This is a genomic window from Actinorectispora metalli (assembly GCF_056323685.1).
The window spans coordinates 134,782-154,559 of record NZ_JBREYE010000002.1 but is presented as its reverse complement, the minus strand read 5'-3'; the positions used below and the strand labels follow the sequence as shown (position 1 = coordinate 154,559).

Below are 19,778 nucleotides of genomic sequence, written 5' to 3'. Positions count from 1 at the left end.
CGCCCCCTCAGGTGGCTGGAATAGCACAATACGGATTGCGGCCAGCCAGGCACAGCAGCCGATCGAAATCGCCTGCGCCGGAAACGGGCTCGACGACCGGACCGAATACTTCCCCTGGACCGCGGGCCTCGTCCGGAATTCCGGACGCGATCCCGAGCGCGGCGACTGTCAGCTCCGCCGGTGGCTGGAATGGCAGCCCGATGGACCTCGCCACATCCCAGCCGTGGACCAGGGAATCGGTGAAGTGGAAGCCGATCGCCACCAGCGCGGGCAGCGGCCCCGGTAGTTCAGCCAGCACCATCCGCCGGTCGGCGATGTCCTCGGCCAGATATGCCGCGATGGCCAGGCCCGCGGAGTCCCGGTAGGCCGCCGCCGGATCATCCCCGAGTTCACCGCCGTCCAGCGGGCAGGCCACGTCGGCATCCTCGCCCATGGCCGCCGCCGCGAATCGCTTGTTCTGACTGATCATGTGGCGCAGCAGCTCACCCACGGTCCAGGCCGAGCACGGGGTAGGCCCGCCGAGTTGTTCCGGCCGGACAGCGGCGATCACCTCACCGGCCAGTTCCAGCGCCCGGCGGTTCAGCTGCCGCACCTCCATGCGAGGCCGTGTCCCCTCATCGTCGGACCGCATCCCCTCACTCGCCTACCTGCTGGTCGGCGATGACTCCCTGTTGCAGGAGGCGGGAGAGTTCGCGTCTGCGGATCTTCCGGGTCGCCGTGTAGGGCAGCTGCTCATACCGGCACTGCACCACTGGAGCCATCGTCGGCAGGTCTCGGGTCGCCTCCCGCCAGCGCTCCTCGTCCAGAGGCCGCTCCCCCGTCGTCGCCACCACCGGAATGGGCTCGCCGCGTGTCCCGGCCACGATCACCACTTCACGCAACTCGTCCAGCCTGGACATGAGGATGTCCTCGATCTCCAGGTTGCTTGCCACCGACTCGATCTGGTCGACCTCCCGGTCGCGCAGATGCAGCCTGCCCCACCGGTCCAGGTGGCCCATATCGCCCATCCGCCACCAGCCATCGTGCACCTCCCTGGCGTAGCGCTCCTCCTCGCCGAGGTAGGTCAGGATCTGGCTGGGGCCGCGCACCTCGATATGACCGGGCCTGCCCGCTCGCTGCTTGCGACCGTCGGGGCCGACGATGCGCATCGAGATGAAGCCGAACAGCGGGAAACCGACGCACTGGCCGACGGCGTTGCGGACGCTGCGCCGGGTGTACCAATAGCCGGATACCGGGCCGATTTCCGACTGGCCGTAGAACCGGAAGAACAACGGTTGGGACCGGCGCGACGCATTCAGCATGCGGCTCATCGTCCTCGGGTGGATCGCGTCGAACGCCGCGTTGAAGAAGCCCACGCTGGACAGCGGTGCCCCGGGCGCATCGGCCAGTACCTCCCAGTCGACAAAGGTATTGGGGTGGGTCTCCAGGAATCCCGGCCGTGTCCGGACCAGCAGCGGGCCGATCTTCGCCGGGTCCGGGTCGACCGCCACCACCATCGCGTTCCCCCGGTTCAGGAACATCTCCAGTGCCATGTAGAACCGGGCGTGCACCAGGGTCATGCTCAGCAGGGCCTTCTCCCGGCCGCGGATCGGCCAGGCAATGAGCTTCTGCGGGGCCTGCCGGTGCCAGAAGCCCTCCGGGCAGTGCACGGCGAGCTTGGGCAGTCCGGTGGTGCCCGAACTGTGCGTGATGACCATGGGATCGAGCAGGCCCTGGCGCACCGGCCTGCGCCGAGGTGCACCGGCATGCGAGTCCAGCGAGATCGCGTCCGGCCGCGCCGCTCCCGTGGACAGCAGGATCGCCCGGGTGGTGTCGGCGACCGGCACCTCCCGCAGCTTGCCGTCCAGCGTGTCACCGTCGGTGATCAGCCATGGCCTGCCGATCCGGTCCAGCAGCTTCGCGACAACGTCCCCGTCCAGCGCCGGGGACAGCAGGGCGGGCACGGCACCGATCCGGGCGGCCGCGCAGGCCAGCAGCGCGATGTCGAAGTTGTCGGTCTTGTAGATGGCCACCCGCTCGGCGGGCCGAACCCCCGCCGCCGCGAGCCGCGCGGCCAGTTCCTCGACCAGCCCGGCCAACTGCGTGACCGTGAAGTGCAGCTCGTCCCCGGCAAAGCACTGCAAGGGACGGTCCAGTTCCAAGTCGGTCTCAGGGTGCTTGCGCGCGGCGTCGCTGAAGATCTCGCCGAGCCAGAGTCCTTTTCCGCGGAGAAGCCGCCGAAACATGGCATGCCACAGCCCGCCCAGCCGGATGAATCCGCCTGCCCGGTCGAATCCGTTCTGCTTTGAGTTCATCGCAGGTACTCCTCGAAGGCACAGATGGTGCGACACCGGAAACGTGTCCGGCTCCGTCATAGGTCAGCTTGAGAAATCCGCAGGCCGATGCGTCCGGTCAAGCACAGGGCTAGTCCTCGTCACGCAGTTGCGGGCCGACCAGTTTGGCCGAATGGTCAGGGAATTGAATTGCTTTGAGTTCGCAGAATCCGTCCAACCCTTCGACGCCGCATTCCCGGCCAATGCCGGACTGCTTCATCCCGCCGAACGGTGCCAGGATGTTGAACGCGCCGCCGTTGATGTCCAGTTGTCCGGTGCGCACCCGCCTGGCCACCCGCTGCGCGCGGGCCGACGTACCGGACCAGACCGAGCCATGCAGCCCGTACGGAGTGGCGTTCGCGATCCGGATCGCCTCATCCTCCCCGTCATAGGGCAGCACCGACAGCACCGGACCGAAGATCTCCTCGCGGGCTATCGTCATCGACTCCGTGACATCGCCGAACACCGTCGGCCGCACGTAATAGCCCGCAGGCAGTCCCGCCACCGCTTCCGGTCCCCCTGCCACCAGCCGGGCACCTTCCTCGATGCCTGCGCGGATGTAGCCGCGCACCCGCTCCCGAGCGGCGGAGGAGACCAGCGGGCCAAGGTCGGTGGCGGGATCCCTCGGCGGACCGACCCTGTACTGGCTCGCGGTCTCCGCGGCCAGCTCCAGTGCTTGCTCCTGGAGGTGCGACGGCACCAGCAGCCTGCTCCACTGCAGGCAGGCCTGGCCGGTGTTGAAGCAGACCTGGTCCACCGTGGCGCGCACCGCGAACGCCAGGTCGGCATCGTCGAGCACGATGCTCGCGCTCTTGCCTCCCAGTTCCAGGTGGAGCCGGGTGAACCGCTCCGCGGCCTGCCTGCCGATCTCACGCCCGGCGCGCACCGAACCGGTGAACGACACCAGGTCCACCCCGGGGAGGCCCGCCAGCGCCGCACCCGCCGTCGCGCCGTTGCCGACCACCAGGTTGAACACCCCCGGCGGCAGGTCACATTCGGCGATGACCTCGGCGAGCAGGTAGGAGTTCAAGGGGGCGAGCTCGCTGGGCTTGTGCACCACGGTGCAGCCTGCCATCAGCGCGGGCACGATCTTTTGCAGGCTCAGCAGCAACGGCACGTTCCACGGGGTGATCGTCGCGACCACCCCGGCCGGTTCGCGCACGACCAGCGAGTTACCGACCCGCCGCTCGAACTCGAACTCCGCGGTGATGTCCACAAAGGACTCGGCCATGCCGATGGCAAGGCCGACCTGGGTTCGCCGGGCCACCTTGGTGGGCACCCCGACCTCGGTGACGATGGTGTCGGCGAGTTCATCCGCCCGAGTCTTCAGGCCTGCCACCAGCCGTTCCAGGAAGCGGATCCGCTCCGTCGCGGTGGTTCGCCCCCATGCGTCGGCGGCGGCGCCTGCCGCCGCCACCGCACGCCCCGCATCGGTGGCAGTGCCCGCAGGCACCGTCGCCACCGTGCTTTCATCACTCGGGTCGATGACCGCGATACCGTCCTCGGCGTCGGACGGCGCCCACTCGCCACCAATCCACTGCGAGCTGATCGTCCTGGTGGAGCTGTCCGCGATCATGGCGTCCTCCCGGGTCGCGCAGGCGAATTCGACTCTGAGGTGCGTTCCGTACAAGTGCTCGGCGTAGATCAGGTCCGCGGCTAGTACAGCTTCTTTCCCTTGAGCCGAGCCTTGATCGCCTCCTTGGCGTTGCCGATGGTCAGTTCGCGCAGCTTGGGATCGCCTTCACGCATCGTCCAGCGCAGCGACTTGGCGATCTGGATCGGCGTGGGGCTGATGAAGCGCTGCCCCCGTTCGGTGAAACCGAAGTGCTCTGGGATGAAGGCGGCCGCACGCAGCTGGTCGTAAATCTCGTCGGATGCGTGACGCGGGCTGAGCGTGCCCTCCTCAACCGAGTCGCACAGGCTGACCACGGATTGGAAGAACTTGGCGAAACCGTCATGGTCCGGCCAGTACGACCCCAGATGCGACGGATCCTCCAAGGCCGTGAAGTGCTCGTCGCGGCCGTCCTTGGTGAAGTCGGTGATCGCCTTCTGGAGTCGGTAGCAGCCTGCGTTGGTACCGGCCCCCCAGGTGCGGAACACCGCGGTCCACAGGTCGTAGTCGCACCAGGAGATGAAGGCCGCGTTGACCAGCTCGTCGTTGTAGTCAAGCAGGCCCTGCTGCAACCGGTCGATGTACTCGAAGCGCTCGGCGGAGAAGTCGTCGTCCTTGACGGCGCGTATCAAACGCCAGGACAGGGAGTTCACCGCCTCCGCGGTGTTGGACAGGCCGCGGGAGAACAGCGGGTCGATGAAGCCTGCCGCGTGTGCGAGAAGGCACCACCGGTCACCCACGGTTTTGCTCGAGGAATATTGCAGCCGAGGTGTCGAGACCCATTCCCGCGCGGCCTTGGCGCCCTCGTACTGCCGGGCGATGTCCGGGAACCGAGCGGCATGCCGGTAGAAATCCTCCTCGGGCGTCAGATCGGCGGGCTTGGGATACCGGCGCTCGTCCAGGGTCAGGCCCACACTGCACAGGGGATTGCTCGACACTTTGGTGTTGTCGAAGGCGATGACCCAGAACCAGCCTCGTTCGAACATGTGGTGGACGGTGCCTTCGTACCAGGGCACCGGCGGTTGGTGTTCGCGCGGCCGGTCAAGCACCTTGTCCGTGGGGGTGACGCCGAGCATGTGGGTCCACAGAGACCGGGAATGGTGTTTGAACCGGCAGGGGTCCTCCCGCAGTCCGAACTTCTCCGCGAGGGGAGAACGGAAACCGCTGGCGTCCACCACATAGCGGGCGCGGAACTGCTCGCCGCTGACCGTATCGAGAGTCACGCCCGCATCGTCGAAGTCCACATTGGCCACCCGACAGTTCTGCCGCGCCGTGCAGCCATAGTGGATGGCAACGTGGAACACGTAGGCGTCGGTGTCCTGCCGGTGCAGATGTGCGGCCTGCTCCAGCAGCCCGGGGGTGGCGAACTGGCTGACCTCTCGCGGATCCTGCGGCTCGTTCTCGTGATGCAACAGGAAGCCGAAGTGTTTCTTGACCCCGAAGGTGTTGCCGATGGCACGGCTCGCGTTGGTGAAGGTCGCCAGCGCTTTGATCTCCGGCACGTCATATCGGTCGGCGAGGATCCGCAGGGTGAGCAGAGTGTAGGGAATGGTCGACTCACCGACCGCGAACCGAGGGTGCTGGCCTGCGTCGATAAGCAGCACCTTGACACCGTGACGGGCCAGGATGGCACCGAGCATCGACCCGCCGATACCGGTGCCGAGAATCGCGACATCGTAGGTTTTCTTGCCGTTGCTCTCGCGCTGTGAGATCACCGTTCAACACTCCGTCTGCAATCGTGGTCCCGGTCGAGAAGATGGATAGAGTGACGAGCTGCCGATATCAGGCGATGTTGGCTGTTCTCCCGGTTCCATGTGAACGCCCTGTGTCCGGCCAATTGGAATAGCCGCGGTGCCAATACATGAGAGGCCGGCCGGCGATTCTGGGCTCGCCGCCCACGATCATGCCGACGAGGATGGCGTGATCGCCGACCTCAAGGTCGGCCACGATGCGGCATTCAGCGTGCGCGAGCGTATCCTTGGTGAGCAACGGCAATTTGAGCACGGCGCTCGGCTCCCAGAAGACTTCGGCAAACTTGGTGGCGGAGCGGGAGGCGAACAACTGGGAAACCTGGCTGCGGTTCTCACGCAGTACATTCACCACAAAACCACCGCTGACGCGCAGTGCGTCCAGACTCGCGTTGCGCAAGTTGACACATACCAGTACCAGCGGCGGGTCCTTGGACAGACTGCAGACCGCACTGCACGTCAGCCCGCGCGGTTCGTTGTCCCGGTCATAAGCACTGACCACAGAGACGCCGGTCGGCAGGCTCCCCATAATCGCCATGAAGGTATCGCGGTCGATCGGTTGCACGTCGTCCTCCATCGAGGCCAGCGAGACAGTGCTGGGTCCGATGGGAATAGAAGAATGCCCTGACGGGTCGTCGAGTGCTGGCATGACCCTCCTCTCATGACCTGTCTTCTTCTGCGATGACCGACGGCGGCCGAAGAAGGCAGCTGCACGCCGGCCATCATTTCGAGTACCGCCACGCAGGCTGATGTCGATCTTGATCCCCAGTACAGCGAGCGCTGTTGACAACAAAGAGCAACTCGCCACATCAGGATATCACTCGGGCCGATGAAGACACCCCATTCAGCCCTAAATCAGCCGAAATTTGAAGCAAATATAAATTCACTGACCCTGGAAATATTATTTGCATATCTCCCAGCGTTGACTTTCCACCTGCTCATTCGCTGCGGGCCGATCCTGCTGGCGGACAAGGCTACGCCGCGGAACGGTTCACGCAGTTCAACGAGGCCGTGGAACGGCCACCGCCTGCTACGAACCGTCGGAAAGAAAACCATGCCAACAGCAGCCGAATATTTTGCCGGTGGTCGACTGAGCATTTTGCGCAGTCGACCACCCGACTGCTCTACCGGACCCGCGCGAGCGCTCAAGCCGGATGGGTTCCGGGTTACGGACCACTAACCGACCGGATCCAATCCCAGAGCGACACGGCCGGTGAAGAGATGCTGACGTTTTTCCTGAAGAGGGTGGTACAGACTTCCGTATACATCGCGTAGCAGGCGCTCCAGTCCGACGCTCCGGAAATAGGCACCTCCGCCTGCCACCTCGAGCGCTTTCTCCACAGTCTGGATGCAGGCACTGGCTGCGATGGTCTTGCGGACCCACACGGCGTCGGCGGTCGCGACGGTCGGCGTGAACGCATAGTCGTTACACATTTCCACCAGGTTCTGCACCGTGAGCTGCGCCGTCACCAAGGTGTTTTCCATCTCGCCGATCAGGTACGGCAGACTGGGGTCGAGTCCCCTCTTGCTTTTCTTACGAGCGATGCTGATCGCCATCTCCGAGGCGGTTTCCGCGAGACCGGTGTAAACCGACATGACCAGCGGTTGGGAAATGGTGGCGACGACGGTGAAGAAGACGTGCCACTGACCTTTGGGGCGGCGCTGCCAGATATCACTGTCCGGCACGAAGACATTCTCGAGCAGAATGTCGTTGGAGCCGGTGGCGCGCATCCCCATGGTTCGCCAGTTGTCCAGTACGGTCACACCTTCGGCATCGAGGGGTACTGGAAAGTGCAGCACCGGCAACCCGTCCTCAGGATCCTCACACACAGCGCTGGTGAGAAGCAGCGTGCCTGCTGGAGAACCGCTGCCGAAGATTTTGCGCCCGTTGATGCGGTAGCCGCCCTCGACTTTCGTGGCCGTGCCGGAGGAGTCGATCCAGTCCGAGGCTCCGGTGCCGACCAGGACGATCTCCTCTTGAGCGATCCGTCGCAGCAACGGCTCCACCGGTTCCCCCTGACGCAGGCGCCACAGAACCGTGCCGAGAATGTGAGTGTGCATCGACAGCGCGAGCGCGGTGGAACTGCAGTGCCGGGCCAGCTCGCGCAGCATGGCACTCAGCTCCGGATGTGAGGCACCGCCACCACCCAACTCGGCAGGCACACCGGCGGAGAAGAAACGGTATGCCTTGAGCTCGGCGTAGTTCTCGGCAGCGAATGCATCTTTCTCGTCATAGTCAGCGGCCCGCGCCGCGAATGTCGGCCCGACCTCGCGCGCCAGCGCCACCCAGTCCGTGCGGCGCGACGCCGCCTGCGCTTCGTTCATCGTCGATGAGCCCATGGCCTCTCCAGTCCGTGTGATCGCCCTATGTCTTTGCCGCGGCGCGAGGTGAACAGCTGCATCAGCGGTCCCGTTGTCGCCGTGGTGATCAGTGCCATCAGGACGAGGACGGTGAATCCCAGAGTGCTGATGACCTGAGCCTCCAGGCCGATCGTGGCCACGACGAGTTCGGTGACACCGCGGCAGTTCATCAGGGAGCCCATCTGCAAGGCGTCCCGCGACGGCATTCCCGCCAGCCGGGCGGCACCGGCCGCCCCGGCGAACTTGGTGACCATGGCAACGAGCAGCACCGCGCCGAACAGCAGCCAATGGATCGCGGAGTCACCCAGCAGCCCGATGGACGTGCTCAGGCCCACTCCCGCGAAGAACAGCGGCAACAGGATGAGCACCGTGAATCCGTGCAGCTGTCGACTGATGCGCGTCACCAGGTCGGATCCGCGGGGAACCGCGAGACCAAAAAGGAAAGCCCCGATCACCGCGTGCAGGCCGATGAGATGGGTGGCGGCAGCACACGCGATCGCGCCGGACAACAGCAGCGGAAGCAGAAGCTGGTCGGCGGCCGGGCGCCGCGCCGTGTACCGCAACAGCCAGGCCAGCGTCGGGCGGACGCACAGCACGACAAATGCCGTGAGCGAAGCGGCGATGCCTACCGTGATGATGATCTGTTCGGTGCCGCCCACTCCGGTGGCGGCGAGAATGACAGTCAGGGCCAGCCATGCGATGCCGTCGCCGATCGCCGCGGAGGTCAACGCGACCACACCCAGCTCTTTGCCGTCCAACCGCAGGTCGACCAGGATCCTCGCCAGCACGGGAACCGCCGTGATGGACGTCGCCAGGCCGAAGAACAGCAGATAGCTCACCGAGTGCGAGACCGATCCAGCCAACAGCGGCTGCGCCAGCGCGGCAACGGCCATCCCGCCTGCGAAGGGCAGCGCGATGTTGCCTGCGACGACGAACCCGACGGCCCTGCGGTGAACACGCCCGGAGTGCACCTGAAGCTCACAGCCGAGCACGAACATGAAGGTCACCAGCCCGAGTTGGGCCGCCATCTCCAGTGCTGCCACCACTTCGGGCGGGAACATCAGGGCGCGGCCGCCGGGCCACAGCGCCCCGAACACCGACGGCCCCAGCACGATTCCGCCGAGGATTTCCCCGATCACGCCGGGCTGACCGAGCTTCCGCAGCAGCCCACCCAGCAGGTGGCACAGCAGGACGATCAACGCCAGTGCGATGAAGAACCGCGTGAGCGGGTCGATGCGGGCGACGTCGGCAACCGCCCACGACAGAACCCCGATCGGGATCAGGACTCCCCCGACTATCGCGAGAAGGCGCCGCCCATTACGAGGGCCGCGATTATCGGTCGCGACCTCTTGCCTTGCCGGATCTTGATCGTTTACCAACACGCCGCTGAATCCCCACGTTCGGTGGCGAATGAAATTCAAATCCGTTGCGAATGGCTACTCACCCATACCGTATTCAACCGTGGTTCACGGGTCGAAATTCGCGTCGGAGCCAAAAACCTCGACACGCTCCTCTTCCTTCGAGCGGACACCACCGCATTGAATGGCAAACAGGGAACGAATACTCCCTGCGATTGCGCCCGAGGCGGACACGCTCGTTCGTCAAGCCTTGCCTGCCGGCGGCCAGGCTACGTCGGCTCTCGGACCACTACTCGACGCTCACCTGACCGATGTAGCGCGCCGCTCCCCTCAGTCCTTTCAGATTCCCGGTCGCCTGCAGGTAGCCGGAGGCGCCGGACCATTTTCCGGTGCCGCCGGTGATCTCACAGAGAAAAACAAACTCGCCGTCACTTCCCGGCGCAGTGTTGAGCAGCGAATCCTCGAGACAGGTCAGATCCCCATGCCGGTCATGAATGACGAAGTTTCCATTGATCAACATCATTCCCGGCTGCGAGGTCTCCGCGATGCTGTTCGCGGCGAACTCGGCCGATCCCCGGAGAGTTCCCTTGAAGACAGCGACAAAGCATCTGCCAACGGGCGAATTGCATTCAGGCCCGGTGATGGTCTGACTCGTGATCGTGCCGCCAGCCGAAAGGGTCTTGGAGCCCGCCCCCGCCTGGTCGGCGCGCGCACCCACTCCCACCAGAACAAGAAGAACGACTGTCAATGACACCGAGAGAATCGGATATGCCCGGCGATGGTGTGGCCTTGACATCACAGCTCCCCTCCTCAACCTGGCACAGGTCGGAGTATCGACGCGGTACAGGGATCGGCCCGTGGCCCCTCGCTGCTGCTATGAGCGACCGAGTGTCGGACGAGAGTCCGGCGCATCACGGCTCGCCGGTGACTTGACCTGCGTCACGCGCTTGATCGCATTCGTGACCGCGGGCATCAGCACGTAGACCATGGCGGGCACGAGAACGACGGTCAGGATGAGCGTGCGCAGCGGCAGCGCGAGCTGCGGCAAGCCGAAGCGTTCAAAGATCCACAACACGAGGGTCAGGGCCGGATAGATCGACAACCACATGGCGAGCATCTGCACCAGGCGTTGACGACCGCGGCCGCCGACGGCACTGTCGGGTCCGGTCGAGCTGCCCTTCGGCTTCCCGAACACGTCAGGCTCCACCTCGGGAAGACTCGGTGTCCCACACTCCGGTGGCAGCGGTTTTCCGGGCGTACTCGCCGAAGTCGCGAGGCGGCCTGCCGAGGACGCGCTCGACGGTATCGGTCGCCTGGGACCTGCGGCCGTCGAAGACCTCGACCATGAGACCGGTCAACTGCCTCGCGTACTCCACGGGCACACCTCGGCCGGTCAGCGACGAGATGAACTGCTCGGGCGTAACCGGCACATAGCGGATGTCCCTGCCGGCCGCCTTCGCGATCTCGCCGACGGCTTCGGTGAAGGTGAGCAGCCGCTGCCCGGTCACGTCGTGAATCTGGCCTGCATGGCCGTCCTCGGTCAGCGCCGCGACGGCGACATCCGCGATGTCCTCCGCGTCGGTGAACGGCTCCGTGACATCGCCCGCCGGAAGCGCGACGACACCGGACCGGACCAGCTCCACGAGGAACGCCTCGCTGAAGTTCTGGGTGATGAACCCCGCCCGCACGATGGTCCACTCCGCACCCGAGTCCCGCACCGCCTGTTCGCACCGCTCTGCCTCGGCAGCACCGCGGTCGGCAAGCAGAACCAGGTGCCGCACGCCGCAGGCGACCGCCCGGTCCGCGAAGGCACCCACGGCCTTGGCCGCCCCGGAGAACGCCGCATCCGGGTAGAAGGCCACATAAGCCGCGTCCACGCCTGACAGCGCGGGTTCCCAGGTGGTGTCGTCCTGCCAGTCGAAAGGCGGATCGGCACGCCGCGAACCGATCCGCACCGGCACGTCACGCGCTTCAAGCCCGGACACGACCCGGCTTCCGGTCTTACCGGTCCCCGCGAGGACCAAAGTCGCCGGTTTCCTCATTTCCATGATCTACAGTCAACCGGCCTGCCGGGCTAGGAGCCATCCTCAAGGCTCGCAGCCACATGATGTCGCGTCTTATACTGACAAAGTGGACCCCCTGTCGATCCTGCTCGACGCAGCCAGGGCTAGGGACGCGTTGGCGCTGCGGTCCATTCTGACCCCACCGTGGTCGGTGCAAGTGCGGGACAGAGCCCCACTCAACGTGGTTGCCATCCTGCGAGGACAGCCGTGGGTCGTGCCGAGCACCGGCGATGCGGTGCGACTGGACGCGGGCGACATAGCGATGATGCGTGGCCCGGACGCATTCACCTTCACAGATGATCTCCACACCCCCGTCCAGGTGGTGGTCCAGCCCGGCCCCCGACGCACGAACGCGGCAGGCGCGGAACTGCCCGAGGTCACGGACGCGGGCGTGCGCACCTGGGTCAACAGCATGCAGACCCACCAGGAATGCGCCGACGACTCGTCGATTCTGCTGATCGGCAAGTACCGGGGCCCGGGTGCGATCGCCACCCGACTGCTCAGCGCACTGCCACCGCTGCTGATCATCCCCAGAGCCGCCCACGGCGGATCCGCGCTGGTCTCGCTGCTCGCCGAGGAGATCGTACGAAACGAGCCGGGCCAAGACCTCGTCATCGAACGTCTCCTGGACCTCCTGCTGGTCGTCGCCCTCCGCGAATGGCTGGCCAGGTCCGACACCGATGCACCCGCCTGGTACCGAGCCATCGGCGATCCCGTTGTCGGCCCCGCCCTGCGACTGATACACAGCGACCCGGGCCACCCCTGGGAGGTCGCCGCCCTCGCCCAACGGATCGGGGTGTCCCGAGCGACCCTGGCCCGCCGTTTCACCGACCTCGTCGGCATGTCCCCAATGGCATACCTCTCCAAGTGGCGAATCGACCTGGCCGCCGACCTGCTCCTCGAATCGGACGCCACCATCGACGCCGTAGCCCGCCAAGTCGGCTACGGCAGCGCCTCCGCCTTCAGCGCCGCCTTCAAACGAGCCCGCGGAATCAGCCCCCAACGCCACCGCGACCGAACCTGACCGCAGGCCCCTGCAGCAGTCCTGCCGACGTTCACCACAGCTAGCGGGCCGTTCTTGGTGTTCCTGAGGGGTGCCCCAGGCAGGGCTACATGCAGACGGTCCCGCGTCTGACCAGCGTCGTTCCAGCGGCACAGTGGTGATCGAGGGTAGCTTCCAGGTGGACAACCCCCGGTGGTGACACCTGATGGCCACCGACGGGCACAGCCCGGAGGTCCAGCTTCGACTTAAGCAAGGGAACGTCGCACGGCAGAAGTTCCGGCGGGCCGACAAGCGCACGTCCCAAGAACAACAAAAAGCGGGTCCCTACAGCTCAGAGCTGCGAGGACCCGCTTGGCCGTCGGGCTGACAGGATTTGAACCTGCGACCCCTTGACCCCCAGTCAAGTGCGCTACCAAACTGCGCCACAGCCCGGCCGCACCCGGTGTTTTGGGTGCAGGGGAACTTTACAGGAGGGGTTGGGGCGGGTGTTAATCGGGTGGTCGATCTTGGTTTAGCGGGTGGGTTCGTGGCTGGCTACGCGTTGGGCCAGGAGGGCGGCTTGGACTCGGTTGCTGACGCCCAGTTTGGTGAGGAGGGTGGAGACGTAGCTCTTCACGGTGGCTTCGGTGAGGCGCAGGCGTCTGCCGATGGCGGCGTTGGACCAGCCGTCGGAGAGGAGTTGCAGGACTTGGCGTTCGCGGAGGGAGAGGCCTAGGACCAGGCCCGCTTCTCGGGGGAAGCTGCCTGCGGAGCGGAGTCTTGGCAGGAGGCGGGCGGCGATTCGGGGGTCCAGGACGGCGCCGCCTGCTGCCAGGTCGGATATCGCGCGGACCAGGGAGTCGCGGTCGGCGTCTTTCAGGAGGAAGCCTTGGGCGCCGGCGTCCAGGGCCGCGGAGACGTACTCGTCCAGGTCGAAGGCGGTCAGGATGGCCACGGCGGGGGCGTCTGGGGCGGAGCGGATCAGGCGTAAGGCGTGCAGGCCGTCCATATCGGGGAACTGGAGGTCGGCCAACACCACGTCGGGGTGGTGGTCGGCCACGGCGGTCAGCAGGTCCCGGCCGGTGACGGCCTCGGCGACGACCTTGATGGTGTCGGCGCACTCGAGTACGGCGCGCAGCGGTGCTGGTTCGTGGTCGGCGATGATCAGCCGGACCGGCGAGCCGTCAGTGATGCCAACTTCGATGGTGGACACGTTCACTCCCCGGACAGTCACCCGTTCAGGTGAGGGTAACCCTGGGGATGCGTGACGGAAATGTTATGACAACCAGTCGTCAAGTATGAGCCACTCTGGACGCCAACGGTGGCGCAAATGCGCCAACTTAGGGTGGAGAATCTTAAAGCTAAGCCTTTTTGTTGGTCAACGACGTGGTTTACGCTCGCGGATTCGGACGGAAATCCGTACCGGGGAGCCAATGAAACCAAAGGTCTCACGGAATCTGCGCTCCAGGAACCTTCGGTAGGACGCCTCGAGGAAGCCGGTGGTGAACAGGACGATCGTCGGGGGGCGGGTGGTGGCCTGGGTGGCGAAGAGGATCTTGGGTTGCTTGCCGGAGCGGACCGGGGGCGGGGTCGCGGCGACCAGTTCCGACAGCCAGCCGTTCAGGTGGCCGGTCGAGACGCGCTGGTCCCACGAGGTCAGCGCCGTGCGAATCGCGGGGGCGAGCTTGGCGACCGCGCGGCCGGTGTGCGCGGAGATGTTGACGCGCTCGGCCCAGCGGACCGGCACCAACTCGCGCTCCCACTCCTTGGCCAGGGTGAGCCTGCGGTCCTCGTCGACCAGGTCCCACTTGTTGAAGGCCAGCACGAGGGCGCGGCCCGAATCGACAACCATGGACACCACGCGCAGGTCCTGCTCGCTGATGGGCTCGCTGGCGTCGATCAGCACCACCGCGACCTCGGCGGTCTCGATCGCCGACTTGGTGCGCAGGGACGCGTAGTACTCCATGCCGCTGGCGGTCTTCACCCGCTTGCGCAGGCCCGCGGTGTCGACGAAGCGCCAGACCTCGCCGTCCAGTTCCACGAGCGAGTCGACCGGGTCGACGGTGGTGCCCGCGACCGAGTCGACCACGGCGCGCTGCTCGCCGGTCAGCTTGTTGAGCAGGCTCGACTTGCCCACGTTCGGCTTGCCGACCAGCGCCACCCGGCGGGGGCCGCCCGCGGAGCCCACGGCGTCGCGGGGGGTTTCGGGGAGTGCTTTGAGGATGGCGTCCAGCAGGTCGCCGGAGCCCCGGCCGTGCAGGGCGCTGATCGGGAACGGCTCGCCAAGGCCCAGTGACCACAGGGCGGCGGCGTCGGCTTCGGCGCGCTGGTCGTCGACCTTGTTCGCGGCGAGCAGGACCGGGGTGCCCGAGCGGCGGAGCACCCTGGCGACCGTCTCATCGGTCGTGGTGGCGCCGACGGTGGCGTCGACGACCAGCAGCACGGCATCGGCGGTCTGCATGGCCAGTTCGGCCTGGGCCGCGACGGAGGCCTGGAGGCCGCGGGCGTCGGGTTCCCAGCCGCCGGTGTCGACCAGGGTGAAGCGGCGGCCGTTCCATAGAGCGTCGTAGGCGATGCGGTCCCTGGTCACCCCTGGCACGTCCTGCACGACCGCCTCCCGGCGGCCCAGCAGGCGGTTGACCAGTGTCGACTTGCCGACGTTCGGCCTGCCGACCACGGCGAGGGTGGGCTGTGGGACCGCGCCCGCCGCGTCATCGGCGTGCTCGGCGGCGACCTCGATGGCGTGCCAGTCGGACTCCTCGGACCACACGCCGTCCAGGCTGCTCAACTGGGTTCTCTCCTCAACTGTGTCGGACCGTCGCCGCCGTTGTCACCCGGCGCGCGAAGCCGGTCCAGCTCGGCGACCAATGCGGCGAGCCTGCGGCGGATCAGTTCGGTGGCCTCGGTCAGGCCACGGCGTCCCTTGGTCTGGGGCACCGTGAACGCCTCGCCGAACAACACGTCGACGACCGGGCGGATACCTCGTCCTGGACGGCTCAAGGTACCTCGACACGCCACCGGCAGGATCACCGCATCGGCGGATCGGGCCAGCCAGGCGGCGCCGTCCTGCGCCGCGTCCACATTGCCCTCCCCCCTGGTGCCCTCGGGGAACACGCCGATCATGCCGCCGTTGCGGAGCAGCCGGACACCGGTCAGCAGCGGGGTGCGGTCCGGCTCGCCGCGGCGCACCGGCAACTGGCCGACGCGGCGCAGCAGGAACCCGGCGACACCGCGGAACATCTCGTCCTTGATCAGGAACGACGCGGGCCTGCCCAGCTGGCCAATCAGGATCGGGCCGTCGGAGAACGAGCTGTGGTTGCACACCAGCACCACGGGGCCGGTGGCGGGAATCCTGGTCCGGCCCATCACCCGAAGCCGGTAGCGGCCGCGGAACAACACGACCGAGACCCACTGCGCCAACCGGTTGAGCCAGGACCAGCTGCCCTCGGGCAGCACCGCAGCGGAACCCATGTCGCCTTCCTCAAGCTATGTCGCGCACAACTGCCGCTGGTTGACCAGGTCGAGCATGGCCGCCACGGTGCCCTCAACGTCGAGATCGCTGTTGTCGACCTCGATCGCGTCGACCGCGGGCCGCAGCGGCGAAGCGCTTCGGCCGGAGTCCAGCGCGTCCCGGCGCTGCACGTCGGCCAGGGTGTCGGCGAGGTTGGCGGAGTTCTGCGCCGCCCTGCGCTCGGCGCGGATGCGAGCCGAGGCGGTCAGATACACCTTCAACGCCGCATCGGGCACCACCACGGTGCCGATGTCACGACCCTCCACCACGATGCCACGGCCCGCGGCCAGCGTCTGCTCGATGATCTCATGCTGTCGGGCGACCATCAGCGAGCGGACCTTGGGCACGGCGGACACCGCGGACACCGCGGTGGTGACGGCCGTGCCGCGGATCTCGGTGGCCACGTCCTCGCCGTCGAGGTGGATGGCGGGCAGCTTGGGGTCGGTGCCGACGACGAGCCGCGCCGCGCAGGCGACCTCCCCCACCTTCACGGCATCCTGCGGGTCCACGCCGCGGCGCAGTGCCGCCAGCGTGATGGCCCGGTACATGGCACCGGTGTCCAGATACCGGGCGCCGAGACGGGTGGCGAGCCGCCTGGCCACGGTGGACTTGCCGGTGCCTGCAGGCCCGTCCACCGCGATGACGCCGCGCAGTTCACCGTGAACCACCGTTTCGCCTCCCGTTGACGTATGCGTTATCCGTCATTCTGCCCGGTCGCGAGGCTGGGGCCACCTACCCCCACGTTGGTGTATGCCAGGTCACGCCAGATCGGCCAACACAAGGCCACTTCGCGGCTTCGGCGTGAAATAGGTGCTCTTGCGCGGCATGCGTCCGCCCTGGGCGTGCACCGCGAGCACGTCCGCGTACGGCACCGCCGCGATGATCAACACGGCGTCCGCGCCGTCGGGCAGCGAGTGGGACGGGACCGGGCGAACGTGCTCCCCCGCCGGGTCGACGCCGAGCGCGCGCTCCACCAGCAGTTGCTCCACCACGGAGTGGTCGATGCGCGGCAGCGGCTCCCCCGCGCCGGGCGGGGGCAGCGTCACCTCGTACAGGCCGTCGCGGGAGCGCGCCAGCACCGTGCCCGGCCGCGGTCGGGACGGCTCGGCGCCGAGTGAACGCACCTCGAGCCCGAGTCGCCGCCACGCGGCGGCAAGCCGCTCACCGCTGATGCCGAGGCCGGTGAGCACTCGGTGGATCGGGCCGACCGTCAGCGACGGCCCGCCGGTGACCAGGGCGAGCATGCCCTTCAGCCCCGCCTCGGTGGCGGCAGCGAGGCGGTGGTTGCCGTCGGCCACCAGCAGCGGCGAGGAGGCAGCGTCGGTCAGCAGCCTGCGCTGTTCCGGACCCGCGGGCAGCAGCCACAGCTCGTGGCAGCGGCCCGCCGCATCGGTGCTGCGCAGCCTGGGTTCGCCCAGCGCGGCCATCGCGGCCTCCACACGCTGGGTCAGCAAATCGCCGCCGTCCACCGGGACGAGCAGCGCGGCGCTGGTCGCGCAGCCCAGGCCCGCCAGGACGGCCGCTCGCTCGGCGACCACCGCCGGGTAGACCTCCTCGCTGTGCCGCACCCAGCTCAGGCCGTCGCCGCCGACGGCCACCGGATCGGCCAGGGTCAGCAGGCCGCTGGCCACCCCATCCGGGCCGGTGGCGCGGTACAGCGGGAGCACGTCCTCGTGCGGCTCATAGTCGCGGTCCTTCAGCGCCGCGAGCACCTCGCGGGCCCTGGGCAGCGCCGCGGCGAGGTCGAGACCCGCCTGCCGTGCCTGCGGCGTCCGGTGCGGGTGCTGCACTGCCAGCAGCGAGTCGTCCGCACCGGGTTGCGACAGCGCACGGCTCACCTCTTCCGGCGTGGCGAACTCGTCCACGTCCGGTCCGCTCAGTTCGTCGGCCGCCACCCACGCTCTCGGCAGCGCCGTGATCCACCCAGTCATAGCGCGATAGTGCATGCGAGGCTCCGCGAACTCCAAGTGAACCCGGTCGACCTGCGACCTCGCGTGATCTCACGACTAGACTTGGCGGCGTGAACGTCGAGGTGACTCCGCTTCCGGGTATCGGTACCCGACAGGACTTCGTCATCGCCGAAGGCAGGCGGATCGGGGTCGTCACGCACAGAGACGGCCACTACGAGCTGATCTTTTCGCGCAAGGACGATCCGGACGCCTGCACGGCCTCGATTCCGCTCACCAACGAGGAGTCGAACACGCTGGCGAGCCTGTTGGGCGCCCCCAACCTCGTCGCGCAGCTGTCCGAGCAGCAGCGCGATGTCACGGGCATCACCACCAAGCAGTTCCCCATCGTGGCGGGTTCGCCGTTCGAGGGGAAGACGCTGGGCGACACCGCGATGCGCACCAGGACCGGTGTATCCGTGGTGGCCGTGGTGCGCTCGGGCATCGTCTCGCCATCGCCCGCACCGGACTTCGGGTTCGAGGCCGGGGACTTCGTGGTCGTGGTCGGCACGCCGGATGGGCTGCGGGGGGCGGCCGAACTGCTGAACAACGGATAAGGGGCTCTTTGGCGTGCAGTCGACCGCAATCGCGTTGATCGAACTCGGCGCGGTGTTCTTCGGCCTGGGCATTCTGGGTCGACTGGCATGGAAGATCGGCATTTCTCCGATCCCCCTCTATCTGCTCGGCGGCCTGGCCTTCGGCACCGGCGGCCTGGTGCCGCTGCACGGCATCGAGGAATTCGCCCATCTCGCCTCCGAGATCGGCGTGGTGCTACTGCTGTTGCTGCTCGGGCTGGAATATTCGGCGTCGGAGCTGGTGGTGGGCCTGCGGCGGTCGTGGCTGGCGGGTGTGTTGGATCTGGTGCTCAACGCCGCGCCCGGCGCGGTGGTGGGGTGGCTGCTGGGTTGGGGTGTGGTCGGCGCGCTAGCAATGGGCGGCGTCACCTATATCTCGTCCTCCGGCATCGTGGCCAAAGTGCTCGGCGACCTAGGACGACTGGGCAACCGGGAGACACCGGTGATCCTGTCGATCCTGGTGTTCGAGGACCTCGCGATGGCGGTGTACCTGCCGATCCTCACGGCGGTGCTGGCAGGCGTTGGCCTGGTGGGCGGGTTCACCGCGGTGGGCGTCGCGCTGGCGGCGGTCACCGTGGTGCTGGTGATCGCGCTGCGCTTCGGCCGGTATGTGTCGGCGATCGTGGACAGCCCGGAGCCAGAAGTGTTCCTGCTACGCGTGCTTGGCGCGGCGCTGTTGGTGGCGGGCTTGGCCGCGCAGTTGCAGGTGTCGGCGGCGGTCGGTGCTTTCCTGCTGGGCATCGCGATCTCCGGGTCCACAGCGGAGAACGCGACGCGTCTGCTGGAGCCGCTGCGGGACCTGTTCGCCGCGCTGTTCTTCGTGGTGTTCGGCCTGAACACGGACCCGTACGCGATCCCGCCCGTGCTCGGCATCGCGGTGGCGCTGGCGGTGATCACCACCATCACCAAGGTGGCCACCGGGTGGTTCGCCGCGGCCAAAGCCGGGGTGGGCAAGGCCGGTCGGCTGCGGGCGGGCGCCGCATTGGTGGCTCGGGGCGAGTTCTCCATCGTCATCGCGGGGCTGGCGGTCGCCTCGGGTGCGGTGGACGGTGAACTCGCGGCGTTGGCCACGGCGTACGTGTTGATCATGGCGATCATGGGGCCGGTGGCGGCGCGGGTGGCGGAGCCGATGGGCCGCGCCATGCTGCGGCTGCGGCCCCGCCCCGCAGTGTGATCAGCTAGTCGACTCGGCCGTCGTTGGTTGTGCACTCAGCACCCTGCTGCACTTCGTCCCCCCTGAATGAACCGGTGATCCGAATTCAGCTTGCCGGGCCGCGGCGGCGCCGAGAAGGTACGTCTGCTTAGCCCAG

18 protein-coding genes and 1 tRNA gene are annotated in these 19,778 nt (G+C 67.2%); 3 read left to right on the top strand and 16 right to left on the bottom strand.

The genetic code is table 11. From position 1 onward, the window contains the following. Positions 1-7: 7 nt before the first annotated feature. The 10 genes from ACU6XJ_RS21035 to ACU6XJ_RS20990 all read right to left on the bottom strand — a co-directional run bounded on the left by ACU6XJ_RS21035 (position 8) and on the right by ACU6XJ_RS20990 (position 11,439). Entirely contained in the window at positions 8-598 is a 591-nt protein-coding gene (locus ACU6XJ_RS21035; protein ID WP_476314381.1) for a TIGR03086 family metal-binding protein, read from the bottom strand. Positions 599-635: 37 nt separating this feature from the next. Further along, positions 636-2,294, bottom strand: coding sequence for a class I adenylate-forming enzyme family protein (locus ACU6XJ_RS21030; protein WP_476314379.1), 1,659 nt, complete (start codon positions 2,292-2,294; stop codon positions 636-638). A 109-nt stretch (positions 2,295-2,403) separates the two neighbouring features. Beyond that, entirely contained in the window at positions 2,404-3,888 is a 1,485-nt protein-coding gene (locus ACU6XJ_RS21025; protein ID WP_476314377.1) for an aldehyde dehydrogenase family protein, read from the bottom strand. A gap of 80 nt (positions 3,889-3,968) precedes the next feature. Next, complete coding sequence (locus ACU6XJ_RS21020) at positions 3,969-5,639, bottom strand: NAD(P)/FAD-dependent oxidoreductase (protein ID WP_476314376.1); 1,671 nt, start codon at positions 5,637-5,639, stop codon at positions 3,969-3,971. Between the two features lie 67 nt (positions 5,640-5,706). Beyond that, entirely contained in the window at positions 5,707-6,321 is a 615-nt protein-coding gene (locus ACU6XJ_RS21015; protein WP_476314374.1) for a flavin reductase family protein, read from the bottom strand. Positions 6,322-6,848: 527 nt separating this feature from the next. Beyond that, positions 6,849-7,997 (bottom strand): acyl-CoA dehydrogenase family protein, encoded by a 1,149-nt coding sequence (locus ACU6XJ_RS21010; protein WP_476314372.1) that lies wholly within the window; start codon positions 7,995-7,997, stop codon positions 6,849-6,851. Continuing rightward, a complete protein-coding gene (locus tag ACU6XJ_RS21005; RefSeq protein ID WP_476314370.1) occupies positions 7,994-9,415 on the bottom strand; it encodes a cation:proton antiporter domain-containing protein in 1,422 nt (473 codons plus the stop codon). Before ACU6XJ_RS21005 ends, ACU6XJ_RS21010 begins: the two co-directional genes overlap by 4 nt. Before the next feature lie 265 nt (positions 9,416-9,680). After that, the gene (locus ACU6XJ_RS21000) at positions 9,681-10,145 is read right to left on the bottom strand and encodes a hypothetical protein (protein WP_476314368.1); all 465 of its coding nucleotides are present in this window, start codon (positions 10,143-10,145) and stop codon (positions 9,681-9,683) included. 120 nt (positions 10,146-10,265) lie between these two features. After that, complete coding sequence (locus ACU6XJ_RS20995) at positions 10,266-10,586, bottom strand: hypothetical protein (RefSeq protein WP_476314366.1); 321 nt, start codon at positions 10,584-10,586, stop codon at positions 10,266-10,268. A gap of 1 nt (position 10,587) precedes the next feature. Continuing rightward, a complete protein-coding gene (locus tag ACU6XJ_RS20990; RefSeq protein WP_476314364.1) occupies positions 10,588-11,439 on the bottom strand; it encodes an NmrA family NAD(P)-binding protein in 852 nt (283 codons plus the stop codon). Positions 11,440-11,521: 82 nt separating this feature from the next. On the opposite strand from ACU6XJ_RS20990, the gene ACU6XJ_RS20985 reads away from it, so the two are divergent. Then, the gene (locus tag ACU6XJ_RS20985; RefSeq protein ID WP_476314362.1) at positions 11,522-12,478 is read left to right on the top strand and encodes an AraC family transcriptional regulator; all 957 of its coding nucleotides are present in this window, start codon (positions 11,522-11,524) and stop codon (positions 12,476-12,478) included. Between the two features lie 337 nt (positions 12,479-12,815). Here ACU6XJ_RS20985 and ACU6XJ_RS20980 read toward each other — a convergent pair. From ACU6XJ_RS20980 to ACU6XJ_RS20955, 6 genes are all read right to left on the bottom strand, one after another. Beyond that, positions 12,816-12,889, bottom strand: a tRNA-Pro gene (locus ACU6XJ_RS20980). A gap of 79 nt (positions 12,890-12,968) precedes the next feature. After that, a complete protein-coding gene (locus tag ACU6XJ_RS20975) occupies positions 12,969-13,649 on the bottom strand; it encodes a response regulator (RefSeq protein ID WP_476314360.1) in 681 nt (226 codons plus the stop codon). Between the two features lie 165 nt (positions 13,650-13,814). Continuing rightward, a complete protein-coding gene (der, locus tag ACU6XJ_RS20970) occupies positions 13,815-15,224 on the bottom strand; it encodes a ribosome biogenesis GTPase Der (RefSeq protein WP_476314358.1) in 1,410 nt (469 codons plus the stop codon). Then, positions 15,221-15,907 carry a lysophospholipid acyltransferase family protein gene (locus tag ACU6XJ_RS20965; RefSeq protein ID WP_476314356.1) on the bottom strand — a complete coding sequence of 229 codons (687 nt, stop codon included), beginning with the start codon at positions 15,905-15,907 and terminating at the stop codon, positions 15,221-15,223. Before ACU6XJ_RS20965 ends, der begins: the two co-directional genes overlap by 4 nt. Positions 15,908-15,922: 15 nt before the next feature. After that, complete coding sequence (gene cmk / locus ACU6XJ_RS20960; RefSeq protein ID WP_476314354.1) at positions 15,923-16,615, bottom strand: (d)CMP kinase; 693 nt, start codon at positions 16,613-16,615, stop codon at positions 15,923-15,925. 90 nt (positions 16,616-16,705) lie between these two features. Then, positions 16,706-17,878, bottom strand: a complete 1,173-nt coding sequence (locus ACU6XJ_RS20955; RefSeq protein WP_476314352.1) for a DUF1015 family protein — start codon at positions 17,876-17,878, stop codon at positions 16,706-16,708. 89 nt (positions 17,879-17,967) lie between these two features. Between ACU6XJ_RS20955 and ACU6XJ_RS20950 the strand changes: the two genes are divergently transcribed. Next, positions 17,968-18,450, top strand: coding sequence for a cation:proton antiporter regulatory subunit (locus tag ACU6XJ_RS20950; protein ID WP_476314351.1), 483 nt, complete (start codon positions 17,968-17,970; stop codon positions 18,448-18,450). Between the two features lie 13 nt (positions 18,451-18,463). Further along, positions 18,464-19,642, top strand: coding sequence for a cation:proton antiporter (locus ACU6XJ_RS20945; RefSeq protein WP_476314349.1), 1,179 nt, complete (start codon positions 18,464-18,466; stop codon positions 19,640-19,642). Positions 19,643-19,778 lie beyond the last annotated feature (136 nt).